The 17975-nt window shown below is 64.5% G+C and carries 22 protein-coding genes and 1 other RNA gene; 8 read left to right on the top strand and 15 right to left on the bottom strand.

Going from position 1 to position 17975, the window contains the following annotated elements; all coding sequences use genetic code 11:
* Positions 1–58: 58 nt before the first annotated feature.
* Positions 59–466: a ferric iron uptake transcriptional regulator gene (fur, locus tag ACUZUJ_RS09100; protein WP_005409235.1), complete on the bottom strand. Its 408-nt coding sequence runs from the start codon at positions 464–466 to the stop codon at positions 59–61.
* A gap of 103 nt (positions 467–569) precedes the next feature.
* Here fur and ACUZUJ_RS09095 point away from each other — a divergent pair, with 103 nt between their 5' ends.
* Positions 570–962: an outer membrane protein assembly factor BamE gene (locus tag ACUZUJ_RS09095; RefSeq protein ID WP_014036847.1), complete on the top strand. Its 393-nt coding sequence runs from the start codon at positions 570–572 to the stop codon at positions 960–962.
* A 35-nt stretch (positions 963–997) separates the two neighbouring features.
* Here ACUZUJ_RS09095 and ACUZUJ_RS09090 read toward each other — a convergent pair whose 3' ends face one another.
* Positions 998–1255 (bottom strand): RnfH family protein, encoded by a 258-nt coding sequence (locus tag ACUZUJ_RS09090; protein WP_049445420.1) that lies wholly within the window; start codon positions 1253–1255, stop codon positions 998–1000.
* Positions 1256–1258: 3 nt separating this feature from the next.
* Positions 1259–1684: a type II toxin-antitoxin system RatA family toxin gene (locus tag ACUZUJ_RS09085; protein WP_032959119.1), complete on the bottom strand. Its 426-nt coding sequence runs from the start codon at positions 1682–1684 to the stop codon at positions 1259–1261.
* Positions 1685–1741: 57 nt separating this feature from the next.
* On the opposite strand from ACUZUJ_RS09085, the gene smpB reads away from it, so the two are divergent.
* Positions 1742–2245, top strand: coding sequence for an SsrA-binding protein SmpB (gene smpB / locus ACUZUJ_RS09080; RefSeq protein WP_005409231.1), 504 nt, complete (start codon positions 1742–1744; stop codon positions 2243–2245).
* Positions 2242–2673 (top strand): GNAT family N-acetyltransferase, encoded by a 432-nt coding sequence (locus ACUZUJ_RS09075; RefSeq protein WP_458220458.1) that lies wholly within the window; start codon positions 2242–2244, stop codon positions 2671–2673. Before smpB ends, ACUZUJ_RS09075 begins: the two co-directional genes overlap by 4 nt.
* Positions 2674–2701: 28 nt before the next feature.
* Here the strand turns inward: ACUZUJ_RS09075 and ACUZUJ_RS09070 are convergent, their stop codons facing one another.
* Both ACUZUJ_RS09070 and ACUZUJ_RS09065 read right to left on the bottom strand, forming a co-directional pair.
* Positions 2702–3274 (bottom strand): hypothetical protein, encoded by a 573-nt coding sequence (locus ACUZUJ_RS09070; RefSeq protein WP_014036843.1) that lies wholly within the window; start codon positions 3272–3274, stop codon positions 2702–2704.
* Between the two features lie 169 nt (positions 3275–3443).
* Entirely contained in the window at positions 3444–3905 is a 462-nt protein-coding gene (locus ACUZUJ_RS09065) for a hypothetical protein (RefSeq protein ID WP_458220457.1), read from the bottom strand.
* Positions 3906–4180: 275 nt separating this feature from the next.
* Here ACUZUJ_RS09065 and ACUZUJ_RS09060 point away from each other — a divergent pair, with 275 nt between their 5' ends.
* The 4 genes from ACUZUJ_RS09060 (at position 4181) to ACUZUJ_RS09045 (ending at position 7385) form a co-directional block, all read left to right on the top strand.
* Positions 4181–4813 carry a DUF4388 domain-containing protein gene (locus ACUZUJ_RS09060; protein WP_101765290.1) on the top strand — a complete coding sequence of 211 codons (633 nt, stop codon included), beginning with the start codon at positions 4181–4183 and terminating at the stop codon, positions 4811–4813.
* The gene (locus ACUZUJ_RS09055; protein WP_458220456.1) at positions 4788–5489 is read left to right on the top strand and encodes a LuxR C-terminal-related transcriptional regulator; all 702 of its coding nucleotides are present in this window, start codon (positions 4788–4790) and stop codon (positions 5487–5489) included. The genes ACUZUJ_RS09060 and ACUZUJ_RS09055 overlap by 26 nt, the downstream gene beginning before the upstream one ends.
* Positions 5490–5666: 177 nt before the next feature.
* Positions 5667–6020, top strand: a transfer-messenger RNA (tmRNA) gene (gene ssrA, locus ACUZUJ_RS09050).
* 156 nt (positions 6021–6176) lie between these two features.
* The gene (locus ACUZUJ_RS09045) at positions 6177–7385 is read left to right on the top strand and encodes a tyrosine-type recombinase/integrase (RefSeq protein ID WP_458220455.1); all 1209 of its coding nucleotides are present in this window, start codon (positions 6177–6179) and stop codon (positions 7383–7385) included.
* A gap of 3 nt (positions 7386–7388) precedes the next feature.
* Here the strand turns inward: ACUZUJ_RS09045 and ACUZUJ_RS09040 are convergent, their stop codons facing one another.
* Both ACUZUJ_RS09040 and ACUZUJ_RS09035 read right to left on the bottom strand, forming a co-directional pair.
* Positions 7389–7898 (bottom strand): hypothetical protein, encoded by a 510-nt coding sequence (locus tag ACUZUJ_RS09040; RefSeq protein ID WP_458220454.1) that lies wholly within the window; start codon positions 7896–7898, stop codon positions 7389–7391.
* A gap of 456 nt (positions 7899–8354) precedes the next feature.
* Positions 8355–9152, bottom strand: a complete 798-nt coding sequence (locus ACUZUJ_RS09035; RefSeq protein ID WP_458220453.1) for a KilA-N domain-containing protein — start codon at positions 9150–9152, stop codon at positions 8355–8357.
* 455 nt (positions 9153–9607) lie between these two features.
* On the opposite strand from ACUZUJ_RS09035, the gene ACUZUJ_RS09030 reads away from it, so the two are divergent.
* Positions 9608–10273 carry an SOS response-associated peptidase gene (locus ACUZUJ_RS09030; RefSeq protein ID WP_458220472.1) on the top strand — a complete coding sequence of 222 codons (666 nt, stop codon included), beginning with the start codon at positions 9608–9610 and terminating at the stop codon, positions 10271–10273.
* Positions 10274–10280: 7 nt separating this feature from the next.
* On the opposite strand, the gene ACUZUJ_RS09025 is transcribed toward ACUZUJ_RS09030, so the two are convergent.
* From ACUZUJ_RS09025 to ACUZUJ_RS08990, 8 genes are all read right to left on the bottom strand, one after another.
* Positions 10281–10859, bottom strand: coding sequence for a hypothetical protein (locus ACUZUJ_RS09025; RefSeq protein WP_510468079.1), 579 nt, complete (start codon positions 10857–10859; stop codon positions 10281–10283).
* Between the two features lie 164 nt (positions 10860–11023).
* Positions 11024–11413, bottom strand: a complete 390-nt coding sequence (locus ACUZUJ_RS09020) for a hypothetical protein (protein WP_458220451.1) — start codon at positions 11411–11413, stop codon at positions 11024–11026.
* Positions 11413–14925, bottom strand: a complete 3513-nt coding sequence (locus ACUZUJ_RS09015) for a TipJ family phage tail tip protein (RefSeq protein ID WP_458220450.1) — start codon at positions 14923–14925, stop codon at positions 11413–11415. The genes ACUZUJ_RS09020 and ACUZUJ_RS09015 overlap by 1 nt, the downstream gene beginning before the upstream one ends.
* A complete protein-coding gene (locus ACUZUJ_RS09010) occupies positions 14922–15539 on the bottom strand; it encodes a tail assembly protein (RefSeq protein WP_458220449.1) in 618 nt (205 codons plus the stop codon). Before ACUZUJ_RS09010 ends, ACUZUJ_RS09015 begins: the two co-directional genes overlap by 4 nt.
* Positions 15532–16272, bottom strand: coding sequence for a C40 family peptidase (locus ACUZUJ_RS09005; RefSeq protein WP_458220448.1), 741 nt, complete (start codon positions 16270–16272; stop codon positions 15532–15534). Before ACUZUJ_RS09005 ends, ACUZUJ_RS09010 begins: the two co-directional genes overlap by 8 nt.
* Before the next feature lie 91 nt (positions 16273–16363).
* A complete protein-coding gene (locus ACUZUJ_RS09000; RefSeq protein ID WP_458220447.1) occupies positions 16364–17056 on the bottom strand; it encodes a phage minor tail protein L in 693 nt (230 codons plus the stop codon).
* Positions 17053–17451 (bottom strand): hypothetical protein, encoded by a 399-nt coding sequence (locus tag ACUZUJ_RS08995; protein ID WP_197659328.1) that lies wholly within the window; start codon positions 17449–17451, stop codon positions 17053–17055. Before ACUZUJ_RS08995 ends, ACUZUJ_RS09000 begins: the two co-directional genes overlap by 4 nt.
* A gap of 2 nt (positions 17452–17453) precedes the next feature.
* On the bottom strand, positions 17454–17972 hold the full coding sequence (locus tag ACUZUJ_RS08990; RefSeq protein ID WP_458220446.1) for a hypothetical protein: 519 nt from the start codon (positions 17970–17972) through the stop codon (positions 17454–17456).
* Positions 17973–17975 lie beyond the last annotated feature (3 nt).

The following is a 17975-nucleotide window of genomic DNA, read 5'->3' as shown; positions in this document are numbered from 1 at the left end:
CCAACGAAAAACCCCGGGCAAGCCCGGGGTTTCGTCGCATCCAGCTGGCCGGATCGGCTTACTTGCGCTTCTTGCGCACGTACAGCACCAGCGAGTGCTCTTCCAGCTCGTAGCCGTGGTCGGCCGCGATCTTGCGCTGCAGCTCCTCGATCTCGTGGCTTTCGAACTCGATGATCTTGCCGCTGTCCACGTCGACCATGTGGTCGTGGTGGCCGCCACGGTCCAGCTCGTAGACGGCCTGGCCGCCCTCGAAATTGTGCTTGAGCACGAGGCCGGCGGCCTCGAACTGGGTCAGCACCCGGTAGACCGTGGCCAGGCCGATCTCGTCGCCATGCTCCAGCAGCTGGCGGTAGATGTCTTCGGCGGTCATGTGGTGCTGGGCATTGCGCTGCTCGAGCAGCGCCAGGATCCGCATCCGCGGATGGGTCACCTTCAGGCCGACTTTACGCAGGTCGTGGGTTTCCATAGGTCTCCGTTCATTGGCGATTTAGCGCCAGCTGCCTCGGATTGGGTCGCGGTGGCACGCCGGGAGTGTATCATCGGTTTGATTTCCCCAACCGCCAGTCCCGATGCGCAATCTCCTGTTGGTCGCCGCCGTCGCCCTGTCCACCACCGGGTGCGGCATCATCTACAAGCAACCCATCTATCAGGGCAACCTGATCCGGGAAGATGCCGTGGCCAAGCTGCAGGTCGGGCAAAGCAAGCAGCAGGTCACCGCGCTGCTGGGCACCCCGTCCATTCCCGACCCGTTCCACGCCCAGCGCTGGGACTACACCTCCAGCCAGCGCGTGAACCGCCTCGGCCGTACCGAAGTGAAGAACTTCGTGGTGTTCTTCGAGAATGACGCCGTGACCCGTTGGGAAGGCGACTACTTCCCGGGCAACGACAAGGCCCTGGCCCAGCAGACCGTGCGCCAGTTCGGCCGCAACCTGCCGAAGGACAAGAAGAAGAAGGGCCGCTGAGGCCCCTGCCCGTCCGCAAGGACGGGTTGCCGGGATCAACCGCCGAGCGCGCGACGCCGGCGGTTGTCCTTGGGGTCGGCCAGCAGCGGGCGCAGCAGCTCGATGCGGTCCCCGTCCAGCAGCGCCTGCTGTGGACGTGCCAGCACGCCATGCACGGCGGCGGCCGGACAATCGGCACTGCCTTCAAACGCGGCGGCGGCGATGGCGTCGGCCACGGTCGCCCCCTCTTCCAGCTGCAAGTGGCGCGACAGTACGCGCTGCGGCCAGGCCAGCACCACCTCGACCTCGATCATCGCTCAGCCCTCGTCGGCGACGCGGACGAAATCGTTGACCATGCGATCGGCCAGCCCCTGGAAGCCGATCGCCAGTGCCGGACCGAGCAGGCGTGAGCTGGGTTCGAACTCCAGGGTCAGGGTGACCTTGCAGGCATCCTCGGCCAGTGCATGGAATTCCCAGCGGCCGTGCAGCTGCTTGAACGGGCCATCGCGCAGCTGCATGTCGATGCTGTGCGGGCGCTGCAGGGTGTTCTCAGTCTGGAACCAGGTACTGAACGAGCCCAGGCCCAGGTCCAGGCGCGCCACCAGGCGGTCCTCGCCCTGCTCCAGGATCTGGGCAGCCGAGCACCAGCGGAAACGGCGCGGATAGGCCTGGACGTCATTGACCAGGTCGAACATGCGCGCGGCCGAATGTTCGACCAGGGCGCTGCGGCGGATAGTAGGCATGAATACAGGACGTTTCGGCAATCGACCGGGCGGGCCCGAATCGGAGACAATACGAAAATGAGCAAGAACAGCGGCAAGGATAAAGCAAAGAGCGCGACGGCCAACAAAACCATCGCGTTGAACAAGCGTGCCCGCCACGAGTACCACATCGAAGAGCGCTTCGAGGCCGGCCTGGCCCTGCAGGGCTGGGAGGTGAAGTCGATCCGCGCGGGCCGCGGCAACATCATCGACGCCTACGCCTATGTGAAGCACGGCGAGATCTTCCTGATCGGCGCGCAGATCACCCCGTTGATCCAGGCCTCCACCCACGTGGTGGCCAATGACCGGCGCGAGCGCAAGCTGCTGCTGCACCGGAGCGAGATCGACAAGCTGGTCGGCAAGGTCGAGCGCGATGGCTACACGATCGTGCCCACCGCGATGTACTGGAGCAAGAACAAGATCAAGCTCGAAGTCGCGCTGGCCAAGGGCAAGCAGACCCACGACAAGCGCGATGCCGCCAAGGACCGCGACTGGGCGATCGAGAAGCAGCGTGTGATGCGTCGCGGCAACCGCGACGCATGACCGCCCCCATCGGCGCCATGGTGACTGCCAGCGCCGATGAAACGCGCACGTTGTGCGCGCGCCTGTTGGCCTTCAACCAGGCCCACGGCGGCGATGCGTTCGATGAGATTCCGGTCCGCCTGGCCTGGCATGACCAGCACGGCGCGCTGCGCGGTGGCGTGCTGGCCGACGTCTGTGCCGGCTGGCTGCAGGTGCACGTGCTGTGGGTGGATCCAGAACTGCGCGGGCAAGGCATCGGCCAGCGCCTGCTGGCGGAGGCAGAAACCGCCGCGCGCCACCATGGCGCCCGCAACGTGATGCTGGATACCTTCGACTGGCAGGCTGAAGCCCTCTACCTGCGGCAGGGCTACACCGTCTATGGGCGGCTCCCCGATTGCCCGCCCGGGCACGAGCGGATCTACCTGCGCAAACAGCTGTCGGGCACGTAGTCGCGTCGGCGCTGGAGCCGCCGGCCGCTCACCCTGCCAGCAGGCCCCGCCCGCGCATGCGTGGTGCCAGCGCCGCGTGCATCACGGCCAGGTGCATCACCACTGCCAGTTCCGGCGCATGACGGTCATCGCCCGCGCGCCACTGCTGCGCCATCCGGGCCGCGTCGGCCGGCAACAGGGCCAGCAGCTGGGCGTCATCCAGCGAATCGGCCGCGCCCTGCAACTGGCGCGCCAGCTGCCGCGACTGCCAGACATGCACGCCAATGCTGAGACTGGCCAGCGACATCAGGACCACGGCCAGGCCATGTTCGAACCACTGCGACAGCACCTCCGGCCCCCACAGCAGGGCCGCCATCACCGCCAGCGCCGGCAGGCGCCAGCCCAGCCAGTGGGTGCGGTCGCGCTGCGGCCAATGCACCACCACCGCGCTGGCCACCAGGGCCGCCGCCGCCGTGGCCGGCAGCTCGGTCAACCAGGTCGCCGCCAGCAGCACGCCCAGCACGGCCCAGACCCAGCCGGGGGGCAAGGCCCGCCGCTGGTAATCAGCCCCGACGGGTCCGACCAGCTGTCGCAGGCTGCGTTGTTGGCTTGCCTCGGTCACCCACAGTCTCCGTGTCTGTCCTGGCTCGGATGGTGGTCTTCAGTGTGTCGCAAATTCGTGCCAATGAAGTTACCAATCCGCTATGACCCCCGCAGTGCAACTTATTGCAGATTGACAACGCTGCGCGCGCGCCGCCAATCCCAACGCTCGTACCAGGCGCCGGATCAGCTCAAGTAGGGAGCGAGGGCTGCGCCACGATGGGCGGCTCCTGGCAACGTTCATGCACAGAGTCGACCGATACAGCGCAGACACGCTCACCGACGAACCGACGGTACTCCCGGTTGCCATCCTCAGGCTGATCCAGCCCGGGAACCTTCAGCAGGCACAGCCCTCGCGCCTGGGAAATCAGCTCCGCAGCCTTCACCATCGCCGTGGACCTGCCACCGAAGAAGGCGATACGCGATTCGCGCGAGTGCTCGGAGAACGTGTTGATCAGGTCCACGAGCGACCGCCTCAGGCCGACGACGTTCACCACCAGCAGGCTGTAGTGCCGCCATTCCACCAGCGTCGCCGCGCTGCACGCGTCACCGACCACTTCAACGCTGACCCGCGCATCGATCGACAGGCGCGACTCCATCGCAAGCCGCTCCATTGTTCGCTCTCCCACCAGCAGGACCCTGATCGAGGCCATCACGCACTCCTTCCCTATGTGTGCCCGCCGCCGAAAGCAGGGACTCCAGTGAAGGAGAAAATGGTAGGGAGGCGCATGCCGGCACCCAATAAGACAACCCCGAAAACAGCGGTGATTGCAGGTACTCCAGGGCTTGCAGCAGGGTGCGGCACGCCAGAATCGGAATGGTCTCATGCGGGCCAACGTGCTCCCCGCATTATTCTCGCCACCTCACAGTCGCGGCGTTCCTGCAGTGTCCGGGACCGCAACATGGAATGGATCGGGAGGGCAGAGGCATGGCGTTTCATGGCGACCTGGACGGCATCGACCTGGAAGACATCATCGTGCTGATTGGCGCACGGTCGGGCGTGCTTTCGCTCGGCCCGGTCCAGGGAAAAACCCTGAACCTGCATGTGGCCGCGGGACTGGTCGCATCGTTCTCCATCGAGCAGAACATCGAGGGCAAGGACCGGATCTTCAAACTTGCCCGGTGGTTCTCCAGGCACCGATGCAGTTTCAGTTTCGAACAGAAGCCGATCTACGCGACGCAGGCCCTGCACCTGGACCTGCTGCAGCTGTTTCCGCGCCGACAGCCGACCGTTTCAGCGACAGACCCGGCGACGGGCCCGCTATCCGATCCGGACACGGTGTTCATGCTGATCAAGGCCAAGAAGGCCGCGCTTCCACTGGAGCTCCAACGTTTCCTGGACCGGGTCGCGCCGATGCTGGAAAAGGGCGCCAGTGCGCACGACATCGCCCGGCGCACGCAGATGCGGCTGCAGGATGTACAGCTCGCACTGCACGGCCTGAAACAAGCCAGGAAAGCGTGGCCGGCGTTTGTCGGCACAACGCCACCGGCCCGCCCTGCCGGATATGGCGTGTTCTCGTGGCTGCTGCGCCCCCGTGCTGCGCGCGCTGCATCGGGGTGAACGGTTGCAGGATACGGGCTCCCAGACCGCTGCGACCGGCAAGACCGTGGTGGTGGCGGACGAGCATGCCATCTTCGTGCTCGGCATGGTGAGCTCGCTGCGGGTGCTTCCGCAGGTTGTGGTGACCGGCCAGACCACCCGTCACACCGTGCTGCTGGAACTGGTGGAACAGCAGCAGCCCGACGTGGTCATCACCGGCTACACCCTGCAGGTGGAAGGCAGCACGCACCCCGGCCACGCACCGATCGCGGATATCGGCCGCTTGTCGCCGAGCACCCGCATCATCGTCATTACATCGCAACCGAGCGACGCGCTACACCGGCGCATTCTGCGTGCAGGCGCCCACCTTGTGCAGGACAAGACCTGCCCCATCAACACCCTCATCCGGGGCGTGATCGACACGCTCAAGGGCGGTGCTCCCGCTGCTGCCCACAACCAGCGTCCAGTGATCGTCGGCACCGGTACCCTGTCCACCTGCGAGCAGCAGGTCCTTCGGCTCTATCTTTCCGGCATGAACGTCACCGCCATCGCAACGCTGCTGCAGCGGAGCAAGAAGACCATCAGCGCGCAGAAGATCAGCGCCATGAAAAAGCTCGGGGTATCGAGCAACCAGGAGCTGGTTCTTCTGGCCACGACCTTCCCCCCGCCCGAATGGCCGGAGGCGGGCGGGCGTTGAGCTGGGCCCAACCCTGCCGGCCGCCTGGCGTGGCAGATGGCTGCGTGGCTGCGTTCAGGCGGATCCACGTGCCGGGCGTGACTGTTCAGGAAGATTGCCGTACCATTCGCATCGTTGGGCAGGCCCTGCCCGTGGCGACACGGAATCGGCCCTGTACCTTGCAGCACTGTAGAAACCGGGGGTGCATTGGTTTCGACGGGGGTTGTGAAGTCGCCTGGCGCATGCCGAGGGGGTAGCTTTCCTCGTAAATCCAGCTGCAAAACTCTAGTTGCCAACGACGACAACTACGCTCTGGCCGCTTAAGGCCTAAGCCTCGAAACCGCTTGTGTCCATGCTCGCGGTGTAGAGTCACTATCATGGAATCGCGCTGGGTGGCTGCCTGTCAGTCCGGCACTAGAACACAACAGGCTGGTTCCCGGATGCGCTTTGCGCACCGTGCTGTTCGGGGACGAGATCCAACGGTGAGCTAAGCATGTAGTGCTGGGGATGGAGTGCCTTCGGACGGCGGTTCAATTCCGCCCACCTCCACCAACGAACGGTTCGTCAAGGACCGGAGAAGCCCGGAAACCCCCGCATCACAAGGGTTTCCGGGCTTTTTTACTTTCCGGCCTAGTTCGCGTCAGTTCGTTGCAGGCCGTGAGACGGTGGGGGCATATTTTGGGGCATCCGCCCGGACCTGAAAGACACATGCCCCCACTGACCGATCTGGCCATTCGCAAGGCCAAAGCAACGGACCGCACGCAGAAGATCTTCGATGGCGGCGGTCTGTACCTGGAGATCTCGCCCAAGGACAGCCGCTGGTGGCGGCTGAAGTATCGCTTCGACGGGAAGGAGAAGCGGCTCGCATTGGGCGTCTACCCAGACGTGACCCTGGCTCTCGCCCGGCAGCGGCGGGACGATGCGCGGCAGCTGCTGGCGCGCGGCGTGGATCCGGGCGAGCACAAGAAGGCGGCAGCCGTGGCTCGGGCGGAACTGGGAGCCAACACGTTCGAGGTCATTGCACGGGAATGGCTGGCCAAGCGCGATTGGGTGCCGAAGTACCGCATCAAGGTCGAAGCGTGGTTCGCCAATGACGTGTTTCCGTGGGTCGGAAGCCGACCAGCGGCCGAGTTGGAAGCGACGGATTTCCTGTCGGTCGCTAGGCGCGTAGAGGCCCGTGGCGCCATCGAATCGGCGCACCGAATCATGCAGAACTGCAGCCAGGTGATGCGGTACGCGATCGCCACCGGCAGGGCGAAGCGCGACCCGGTTGCGGACCTGCGCGGCGCTCTTACCCCCTCGCCAGAGAATCACTACGCCGCGGTCACCGAGCCCGTCGAACTGGCGCCCCTGCTGCGCGCCATGTATGGCTACTCTGGGACGCTGACGGTTCGGATGGCCCTCCGCCTCGCTCCAATGCTGTTTCTGCGTCCTGGCGAGCTACGACAGGCCGAGTGGGCGGAATTCGACCTCGAGGAGCGGATGTGGACGATCCCCAAGGGAAGGATGAAGATGCGCCGACCGCACATTGTCCCGCTGTCGGTGCAGGCTCTCGCGATCCTTGAGGAAATCAAGCCGCTCACCGGACGGGGAAAGTACGTCTTCCCCTCGGCTCGTTCCAAAGCAAGGCCCATGTCAGAGAACGCAGTGACTGCGGCTCTGCGCAGAATGGGGTTTGAGTCGGGAACGGTGACTGGACACGGGTTCCGCGCCACAGCGCGCACCATACTGGACGAGGTCCTGAAGATCCGGCCCGACATCATCGAGCACCAGCTGGCCCATGAAGTGAAGGATCTGAACGGCCGTGCCTACAACCGCACGACCCACCTCGATGAGCGCGTCCGGATGATGCAGGAGTGGGCGGACTATCTGGACAGGCTGCGCGACGGCAACGTGGTGCAGCTGCGGGTTGCTTGATGCCTACACGCCGCGGCGAAGCTGCTGCAGCCCTGCCCTCACCCACGCCTTGCGGGCGTCCCTCGGGCGGGGCTTGGTCGCCGGCATCGGCTTGGCGGGCTCCAACGCTTCCTTGACCCGCGCTGTGGCGATGGCCGTTGCCTCGGCCAGGCGCCGGGCCTGATCCTGCTGCTCGCGGGTTGGCGGCAGGCCGGGAAGCGGTTCGAGTGGTTCGGCTGGCGTGGTGTCCAGCAGCCGGGCCACAGCCGCGCGCAGGCGCATCTCTGGGTAGAGCCTGGCCGCGCACCAGCGCTCGGCGTAGCGCTTGCCCTGGGCGATGCTGGCGGCGGGAACCTCCTTGATCTGCCACATCTTCCGGGCATCCAGACGCACGCGCACAGCGCCATCCTTGCCGCATCTGATGTTGGCGATCTGCCGGCCGCTCCACCACAGCACCCAGGTATCGCCCAGCTGGACCCAGCCGGTGGGGATCGGGGCGGCGCGGAAGCCTTGGTAGCCGTGCGAGGGAAGCATGGCTGGAAGGATACGGCCGGCGGTCGCAGATCCTGCGAACGAGCCGGCCACGTGGCTGAACGGTTCTGGGTCCAGGATCAGATATGCGGGGAAGGTAGCGAGGCAGAGTCGACCGGAAGTCGCCCCTGCCTCAAAAGCTCAGCAACCGAAGGTTGGTTCGCCAAACTTCTTCCGCAGAGCGCTGACCAGCTCATGGTCACCCGTGAGCAAGGTTTCACTCACGCCCACGTTGGGCATCGCGCCAATCGCTCCTACTACAGTGTGCTTTCGCACAGTGAGAACAGCTCCGACAGGTACGGGCCGCTCCTCGCGACCGAAGTCATGCTTGTAGCTTCCGCTCACCCAGCCTGACGGGGTCAGGTGCTCATCTTCCCACTCATCGCTCAACGACATACCAGCCTCCGGTTTGACTCAGTATTAGGTGATGTCCCCGCCCCTTGGGCGGGAACAGGTGGCTCAAGCCGCAGGCAACTGCGGCACGCCCGGGGCTTCCAGCAGGATCTTGTCCAAGTAAGGAAGTGCGGCCGGGTCACGCTCGCGGAAGTACTGGTGTGCCTTGTTGGGCATCCACACCTCATTGAAGTGAAGCCGGAAGGCGTGGAGATACCCCACCGGGTACATCTTTGCGTCGCAGACACGCCCGTCCGCATAGCGATGCTTGTAAGTTGGCATCTTGGACGTGTCTACGCCCTGGTCCCGCAGCCACTTGGCGAACATCTTGCCTTCCGAGATGTCTGGCACCATTCGTTCGGGCAGAGTGTAGCCACGCGCCTCAAGAGGGGCGATCAAGGAAATCGCCAGTTCGCTCAAGATTGAGAAGTGCGTATAGGGAACCTGATCCTTGTTGGCCAGGTAGCGCTGGATATGATGCGGAAGCCCTGCCGTAGGAGCTCCACCAGGCTGGCGGCCAGACAACCACTCCCGCACCCACCGTGATACGGCTACGGCAAATTTCGGGGACAACCACTGGGCCAAATGCACTGCGGCATCTGGATGAACCCAAGTTCCTTGGGCACCCTGCCCGCCCCTAACTGACTGAACAAGAACCGATATGGGAATTCCCATATCGTCGGAAAGCTCGGTCAGGAAGGCCTCGGTTGAACCCAGACGCCGGTAGTCCGCGAAGAGCTTGCCCACTGCCTGACACATGGCAGTGGCATTGATGTACCCATCGAGCTTGCGCTGCTCAATGAGGGTGTTCTCCATCTGGCGATGGATGAGATGCAGCGACAGCTGCTGGGTGTTTCTGGTCATGTGGACTTAGCCTCTTGTGTTGCAGGCAAAGCCATGGCCTCAACTAGCGGAACTACGACGTAAGTCACAAATCGTTAGTAACGACTGATTGACACATATGACATACGGCGTATGATTCGCTCCGTTACTTCTAGGTAAGTTGTTGCCACTGCTCGGCACTGCTTGCGTAACACCGCCCTACCTAGTTGGCGCTAGGTGGGGCTTTTTATTGCCCCGACGGTGGCCGGGGAATCCCGACGGCCACAAGATAGTGAGGCGGTTCAGCCTCGTCAACGCCAAATGTAGTGAAATTCGGCAATCCTTTGTGCCGCAAGGGTTCCAGCATCGGCGCGCGGATCAATACCTTATGCGATGCCCATCCAAACTGCGCAGTCAAGCAAGTTTCGATGGTTATCAACAACTTAGGTATCCCTAATACACGCGCTGGCTACATCCCTCCGGCCTATGCTCCGGCCATGTGCGGCCGATTCGTCCAGCTCCCCGTGATCGACCTCGGCCAGCCGGGGCTGGCTGACCTTGCGCCCGGCCTGGCCGAGATCCAGCCCAGCTACAACCTGGCGCCGACGCAGCGCGCCTCGGTGATCCTGGACCGCGGCGAAGGTCGGCAGGTCACCCGGCTGGCGTGGGGCCTGCTGCCGTTCTGGGCCAAGGCCAAGGGCCTGCAGGGCTCGACCATCAACGCCCGGATCGAGACGGTGGCCACCAAGCCGGCGTTCCGGTCGGCCTTCAAGAAGCGCCGCTGCGTGATCCCCATGGCCGGCTACTACGAGTGGTCGGTCAGCCCCGAGGACGGGAAGAAAGACCCGTGGTTCATCCACGCCACCAGGCCGCTGCTGGCCGCCGGCCTGTGGGAAGACACCAGCCCCCTGCTGCCCGACGGGAACCTGGGCACCTTCACCATCATCACCGGTGACAGCAGCGGGGTGTCGGCCGACATTCACGACCGCATGCCCGTCTGGTTGCAAGCCGGTCAGCTCGATGAGTGGATGGCGGCCAGCCCGGACGATGCCATGGCGATGCTGCTGGCCAGTGAGCCACCGGCGATGGAGGCTTACCGGGTCAGCCGCGCGGTGAACACGCCGCGGAACAACCGCGAGGACCTGCTGCTGCAGGTCGCATAGCCCCGCATCATCCGAACCCCAGCGGCACCTCGGTCAGGTCCACGATGAAGATCGTGGCGTTCTGCGGCCCCATCGTCACGCCCCCCACGGGGAACGTGTTGGTGATGAGAATTTGCGAAAACGTCTCATGCTTTGACATGAAGATTCTGTTGTCGCTCGTCATGTGGAAAGCGTCAGCAGAGGCCGTGCACCGGTCTTGGGACACCGACGAGTAATAGAATCTCGGGGATGGGATAGCGATACCAATCCTGGTCCCAGGGAAGAACTGGCCAACCTCAACGAACGGAGTATTGACCGGCGGCGGTGGAAGCGGCACAACCTGCAGCACGCGCAACCCCTTCCGCCGCGAGTCATAGAAGACCGATCCGTCCTCCCCCCGCATGCGGAGCCCAACCGGCCCTGACGCGGCGCGCTCGGTAGCGTCGAACGTGTAGAACTCCAAGGTCTTGTTCGGAGCATTGCTCGCTGCAAACACGGAACAAGTCACACCAGACTGGACGATAGAGAAGCCGGTGATGTACGCGACACTGTCATTGATGTACCGGACAACATGCAGGTTCGTTGTTCCTGCAGTTGACGCCAGCAACCCACGGGGAGACCAGCTTGCGAATGGCGGTGAGCCAGCTGTCGCGCCACCTGAGAAGCTCCCTGTGTCCAACGTTCCCGACTTGGTCAGCTGAAGGTTTCGATAGCCGGCCCCAATCTGAATCTGCCCCGTGTCCTGATTTCGTATGCGTAGCCCGACGGCCATCAGCTGTATACCCCATAGTGAAGCGTGATGCCGCCGACGGTGTTCGTGGTCGGCTGGCTAGGGAACATCTCCATCCTGACGTGGTAGTTCACTATGTCAGGATCCCAGCTCCAGTTGATGCTGTTCCCCGAAATGGTCACCGATGGAACCAGCATCCCGTACACCGATCTCTGCCCCTCGCAGGTGAAGTAGTAGTAAGGATCGCCGCCAAGAAAATCATTGACGACGAGCCCCCCATTTGCCTCGGGCGGAGCCACCCACTTGTTGTTGGAGTTGACCGGGTTGTAGAGCGGAAACGTGTATGACCCGATCTTCTTCGACAGCTTCGTGGTGACCGACGTTTCCACGTACCCGCTCTCGCTCCGCACTCGCAGCCCTATGTCGACCATTACTGCAGCACTCCAAGTTCAATGGCGAGATTGCCGTTGGGATATCGGATGTAGATGCCCTGATTGGTGATGTTCAGCCTATACCCGCCAGCGACACTGCCATTGAACTCGAAGCCCCCGCCCGCCGCCTTGTTGATCCGCCAGCCGGTTTGCCCTGGCACGTAATCGTCGGACTGGATGGTGCCGCTGATCTTCGCGTTGGTGATCGCCGCATCGGCGATCTTGGCGCTGGTGATCCATGCGGTTCCGATCAGGGCCTGGTTGATGAAGGTCTGCCCGCCCTGGATCACGAACGGCGAGGTCAGCTGCCCGTTCACCAGGTTCACGAACGCAAAGCGATCGGCGGTAAACAGCACCTGGCTCTGGTAGCTGCCATCCGGCTGGTTCTCAATGCCGATGCCCATGCCGGCGGCGTAGTACTGCCCGTTGGCCGCGATCTGCAGCTTCAGGCTATACGAGGCGCTGATCTTGCCGTCCACGTCCACCACGGCTTCGCTGACCTGCTGCACCATCGCCCGGGTTTCGCCCACCGATGCCTCGGTGTTGTCCACCCGCCGACCCAGCGCATAGTCCCCACTGGCGATGACTGTCAGCGTGGTGATGGTGCCCGCGAAGGAGTCCTCATCGCCCGCGTTCCAGTCCTCGTCGCCGGCGTGCTCTGCGCTGTACTGCGCCACCAGGCCATCTACGCGGTTGCCCACCGCAGTGACCTTGCCGTCTACCTCCGTAACGTCCAGCTCCAGCTTGTCGACCCGCCCGACCAACGCCCCGGCCTCGGCGACGGCATCGCCCACGCTCTTCCACTTCGTGCCCGGCGGCTCCTCGTTCCCCGGGTCAGCATCGGTCCACAACCAGATCTTGCCGTTGTGCACCACCGTCTGGCCCTGCTCGTACGTGGCATCGGCAGCCCAGATCAACGGGACGATATCGCTGATGCTCTCGATTTCCGACAGCAGCTCCTGCCCCAGCGCGCTCTTGTTGATGAGGCCGGAGAAGTAGGCGTCGTACTCGGTCACGTCGGTGCTCGATTCGCCCACGACACCCGCACCAGCTGGATACCACGGCCCGATGTTGCCGCTGCGGTCCACCAACCGGCCCCAGAAGTAGAACTTCGCACCTGCAGACAGGCCGTCGAGCCGGTGCCGGTTCTGGGGATAGGCGAAATCGCCGAGCTTCGTCGCATTCTCCAGGTTCGAGCCAGCGCTGCGCCAGATCTCGGTGCGCTCGGTATCGGTCGCCCCAGGCGGAAATGCCCAGGCCAGCTGGATGCCGAACACCACCGAGGCTGCCGTCAGCGAAGTGAGCGCCGGCGGCGGCTCCGTTTTGCCCTGAATGTCGGTCAGGACGCTGAGGGCTGGCTGCGACACGGCATTGAGCGCGTTCACTGCACGCACCCTGGCCAGGTACTTGCCCGCGTAGATCCCGCGCACCTCCGCGCTGGCCGTGCCGACGCGACCGACACGCACCCAGTTCAGGTCGTCCCTGCGCCATTCCACGTCGTAGGCAATCGCCTTGTCGGCGGCGTCCCACTCGATGGTCAGCACCGGCGTTGCGATGCCCTGGTCGATCACCACATGCGAGGACATGCGCACGTTGGCCGGCGGCGGCTGCACGCTGGGCGGCACGATGCTGATCGGCGGCGGTTCCAGCCGGGTGCCGTCGTCGATGGCCGCAAACTTGTCCGGGCGGTGCTGCAGCGCGGTGATGCGGTAGGTCAACCCGTCGTCCTCAGTGATGCTGATCACTCGGAACTGCTGCATCACCAGGTCGCTCGATTCCGTCGCCCAGATCGACTGCGCCACCGGCACCACGCTCCAGGGCGCCGAGACGGTCACCACACGCGTCTCCGGGTTGACCCCGCTGATGGTGCGGGCTTCGGTCTTCCCACTCGGCAGCGTCGCGCGCAGCAGGTCTCCGGCCTGCATGGACGGCGGCACTACATCCAAGGTGAGGCTACTCGCCGCGGCTGCGCTGATGCGGCCAGAATTGCGCCGGCCCGCACGCGTGGCATCGGCGACCTGGATCACATCACCCGGCATGCAGTTCAGAGCGTCCAGGCCGACCGCGAAGCTGACTGTCTCGGTCTCCAGGTTTTCGCTGTAGAGGATGTGTAGCCCCACGCGCTGGGCCTGCGACTTCGAGTGGCAGCCGAATGCCGTCACCTCGATCTGATTCACGCCGTAGCGCGCGATGCCCTCCTGCAGCTGGACCGGCTCGACCTTCTGCCGGCCGAAGTCGTCGGGATCAGACCACGAAACCAGAGCTACCGTGTGCCGCGCTTTGCTGCCGCTGCCGGTGTAGGTGAATTTCCCGTCGACCACGTTGGCCTGGCTGTAGGTGTAGACCGGATCCTTCGGCATGTCCGCCGAGGCCATGATCTGCCCTGCCGCGTAGAAGCTGATGCCGCGGAACATGCTGGCCATGTCCTGCAGCACCTTGTGGGCCGACTCCCGGGTCTGCAGGTACAGGCTGCAGGTGAAGCGCGGCTCCATGCCGCCCATGCCGTCGCTCACCAGCTGATCGCAGTACTGCGCGATCTCGTACATGCGATACCTGTTCACCCAGTCCAGCGGGATGCGATCGCCCAGGCCGAAACGGTCGTTGGTGACCATGTCGAAGAACACCCACGCCGGGTTGTTCGTCCAGGCGGACTTGAAGGTGCCATCCCACACGCCGGTATAGGTGCGCGCGATCGGGTCGTAGTTGCTGGGCACGCGGATGATCCGGCCCCAGATGCGGTATGCGGTGGTCGGCTTACCCTGGAACTGGCTGCCATCGATCTGGATCGCGGCGATCGCGCAGTTGGGATAGCGCAGCTTGACGTCGATGATCTCGGTCATCGAGATCACGTTCACGGTGTCGGCGACGGTCGAACTGTTCGCGTTCGGCGTGAGGCGGCGGATCCGCACCTGCCACTGATTGCCCGGCGGCAGGTCGATGCGATGGCTGCGCTGATACTCCGTGGTGGTCTTGCCGCGAAAGGCGTTGGTCAGCACCGTGCTGAACGCGCCACCGTCGGTGGACAGGTCGATGGCGTACTCGACGGCGTAGCCCTCGGTATCGCCGTTCTCAGTGTTCTGTCGCTGCAGGGCAGGCACACCGAACCGGATCCGCACCGCCGACAGATCCTGACCGGAAGCCGTGCGCACCACCGGCGTGTCGCGCAGCTCAACGCCGACCCCGATCTCGTTCTCGACGGACGGGAAGCCGGCGATGTACTCCTGGTCCTGCGTGCCCGAGCGGGTCTCAACCCGAACGCCGTTGAAGTTGAAGGTGCCGTCGCTGTTCTGGATCGGCACCTCGTTGAGGTAGATGGACTGGTTACCGGCCACCAGGCCGCGGATCTCGCCCTCGCTGGTCAGGTCCAGCACCTTGGCGTAGGAGATCGAGTGCAGGCTATCCGGCGTCTCCACCGGCGTGCGGGCGTTGGTGCTGCTCTTGCCGCCGGCGCCGATCACGTCCGCGCACGCCTTGGCCAACGGGTCGTGCTGATAGTTGATGGCGCGATTCACTGCTGGTCCTCCGCGTAGATGCCGCCGCTGATCACCACGGATCCGACGACCATCCCCTTCGTGTCGTGGCCGCCGTAGGCGACGGGCACCGGGTTGCCTTGGGCCTGCACGTTCACAGGCCCGTTCATGCTGTAGTTCGGCGTGTTCTCGGCGCTCTCCTTCGTCCCCAGGCCACGCGGCTGGGGCGACAGCATCTGCACCACGCCGCCGATGGCCAGGCTCCAGCCCGCCGCGCCGACCGCGCCCCAGAACTTGGCGACGCCAGCACCGGCGCCCGGGCCGCCGTAGATTGTGGCCACTACGATCAGGGCCACGCCGACGATGGTCTGCAGGGCGCCACCGCGCTTGGAGCCGACCAGCACCGGTGCAATGCGGATATCGTCGCCACCTGGCGGATCGTGGAGCTGCGCCTTGCTCAGGTTCTCGCGGCCGATGAACACGGCGAACTCGATGCCCTGGTCCTTACACCCGGTCAGGAACTGCCGGAAGCCAGGCAACAGGATCCCGAGCGCGAAAATGGCCTCGGCTGGGCTGTTCACCGCCAGCTGGAACTTGCGGCCGAAGCGGGCGCCGAGGCGGCCGTAAAGCCGGACAGTGCGCAGGCGCTCAGTCATTGCCGGCCTCCTTGTGGCGGACGATGTAGCGGGTGCGCTCGGCCCACATGCCGCCGTAGACCACCGTTTCAGACAGGCGGCCGTGCATGTGGTGCAGCAACTTCCCGTCGCCCAGGTAGACGCCGGCATGGTTCGGCACCGGTGATCGGATCTGCATCAGGATCATGTCGCCGCGGCGAGGCTCGCCTTGGACCACCGCGAACCCCTCAGCCTGCAGCCGGTCCAGGCTGTAGAGGTCCTGGCCCTTCTCCCACCAGTCGTCCTCCCGTTCGTACTGGCTGAGCTGAATGCCCAGCTCACGGGCGTAGAAGTCGCCCACCAGGGTGTAGCAGTCCAGTACGCCGTGGGCGAACTGCCGGCCCACCAGCGGCGCCTCGTAGCCGCAAGGCTCGAACGTCTGCAGGTCGCCGCACTCTGGATCGGCGCCGACACACTGCCCCACGCTCACGATGTGCCATGGCAGACCACTGGCCTCGCACATGACGCGGTCGGCATCAGAGGCAGCCGCAGACGCGTTCGGGTGGCTGTGCACGACGGCCAGCACCTCGCCGCAGTCCTCGGCATCGGCGAAGTCCTCCGCTGGCAGCCGGAAATGCTCGCTGGGCGTGGTCGCCAGGTTCCTGCATGGGATGTAGATCTCCCCGTCGCGACCGGCCACGATCAGGCCGCAGCACTCGCGCGGGTACTCGGCCACGGCATGCGCCTGGATGGCCTGCAGGGTGCTCTGTTGCATGGATCTCGCCCATAGAAAAGGCCCGCACTGGGCGGGCCTTGTGGTGCTGCCGGTGCAGCGCGAAGTTCTGGTGGTGCCGGCAGGCGGGTCGTCAGGTGCGCAGCAGGCCGGCGGCCGGGAACCCACCATGCGGGATCGGCTTGTCTTGGCCGAAGCGCAGTTGGCAGCTGCGGACCAGGCCGGCGCACACGTCTCTGGCTGGGTCGTCAACCGGCTGGTCGTTGATATCGAAGTACGCCGAGCCGGTGTAGCCGCAGTAGGGACCGCGGTAGCCCCCGTGCAGCAGGGCGCTGCAGATCCTGGTGCACTGCCGCGCGGGCAGCTCCCGCCCGTTGAAGTCGGCCACGGTGGTCAGTTCGAACTCGACCGTTTCGTCGTCCTCGCCCACCTTGCGCTCGATGTACCAGATCTCATCGGGGAAGTGCTCGCCCGGGTCGGCCAGCGGGTTCCCCTCGGGGAAGTTGGCCGCGTCCAGGTACTTCACCAGCGTCTGCCGGCGAATCAGCTTGGCGCCGGCCAGATCCTGGAACATGCGGCATAGGGCGCCGATACGGCCATCGATGTTGCTGACCTTCAGCCGGGGATTGGGCTGCTGCTCGCTGGTGCGCTCGAAGCCAGTGGCGTTGATCGGCCACGGGCCATACTCCTGGCCCTGCCACCAGATCACCCCCGACTGCAGGTGCTGGTGGAAGTACAGCTGATCAGCGCCGAAGCTGCTGCAATCCAGCTCGTAGACGGTAACCCGGCCGCCGGGCTCAAGCTGCTGCGCGTCGGCGGTGATCATTGAAGCGAGACCTCTTTTCGGCCATCGGCGTCAGCCGGTAGAACCTGTGGAAGGTCCACAACGACCGTAACGCGCACCGTCAGCATGTAGACAATGTCCTTCGGCTCGCCAGATGTCCGATCCGTACAGCGGTACTCGATGTAGCCGCTGCCTGGGGCGATCGACAGCCTGACGGTAGGCTCGTCGTTCTCATCACGGAACACGCTGGCACGCCATCCTTCTGGCAGGCCGATACCGCCTCCGTGTACACGATAGATGCCGACTGAGACGCGTTCGGAAGTAAGGCCAGCCACGTCGAAGGGGATGCCTGTGCTGGTCCCTGGTGAGTGATCACCGTCCAGCACGATCTCGCCCGTCGACCGCAGATTGAGCGCAATGCTGATTCTCTCGTCCATGGTCAGGCCCGCTTGATGAAGTTGTTGCCGTCGACAGTGGTGTTCGCAGAGGTCCATGGGCGTCCACCGTCGATGGTGACGCCGGTGTTCGTGATCGGCTGCCCGAACTCCAGAATGCCCTGCTGGAAGCCGTTGACGATTCGCCGGAAGCGCCAGATGACACCTGTCCAGCCGGACCCAGCTACTGTCCGAACCGCTAGCAGTTGCATCTTGTCGTCATCGCCGTTCGGCGCCGCCAACTCAAAGATGGTTCGAACGGCCCCGGCTCCCGTTTCCAGCGGTGTCTGGGTACTCGAAATCGTCCCCGTAAATGAGGGGCTTGCCTTGGGTGCGGCAGCGTTGGCGGTGTTCTGGGCAGCCACGGCCTTGCCATCTGCAACAGCTGCAGCGTCGATGCCACTTGTTGCCACCCCCTCCAGATAGGTGTCGTTTGCGTTGATCTTCTGCGACATGACACGTGCGGGGTCGCCCTTCTTGCCGTTTGGCTGGACGGTGTCGATATCGATAGGCTGAAGTGCCATGTT

It is taken from the genome of Stenotrophomonas sp. S4, assembly GCF_054187805.2.
This window is presented reverse-complemented; position numbering and strand designations above follow the sequence as displayed.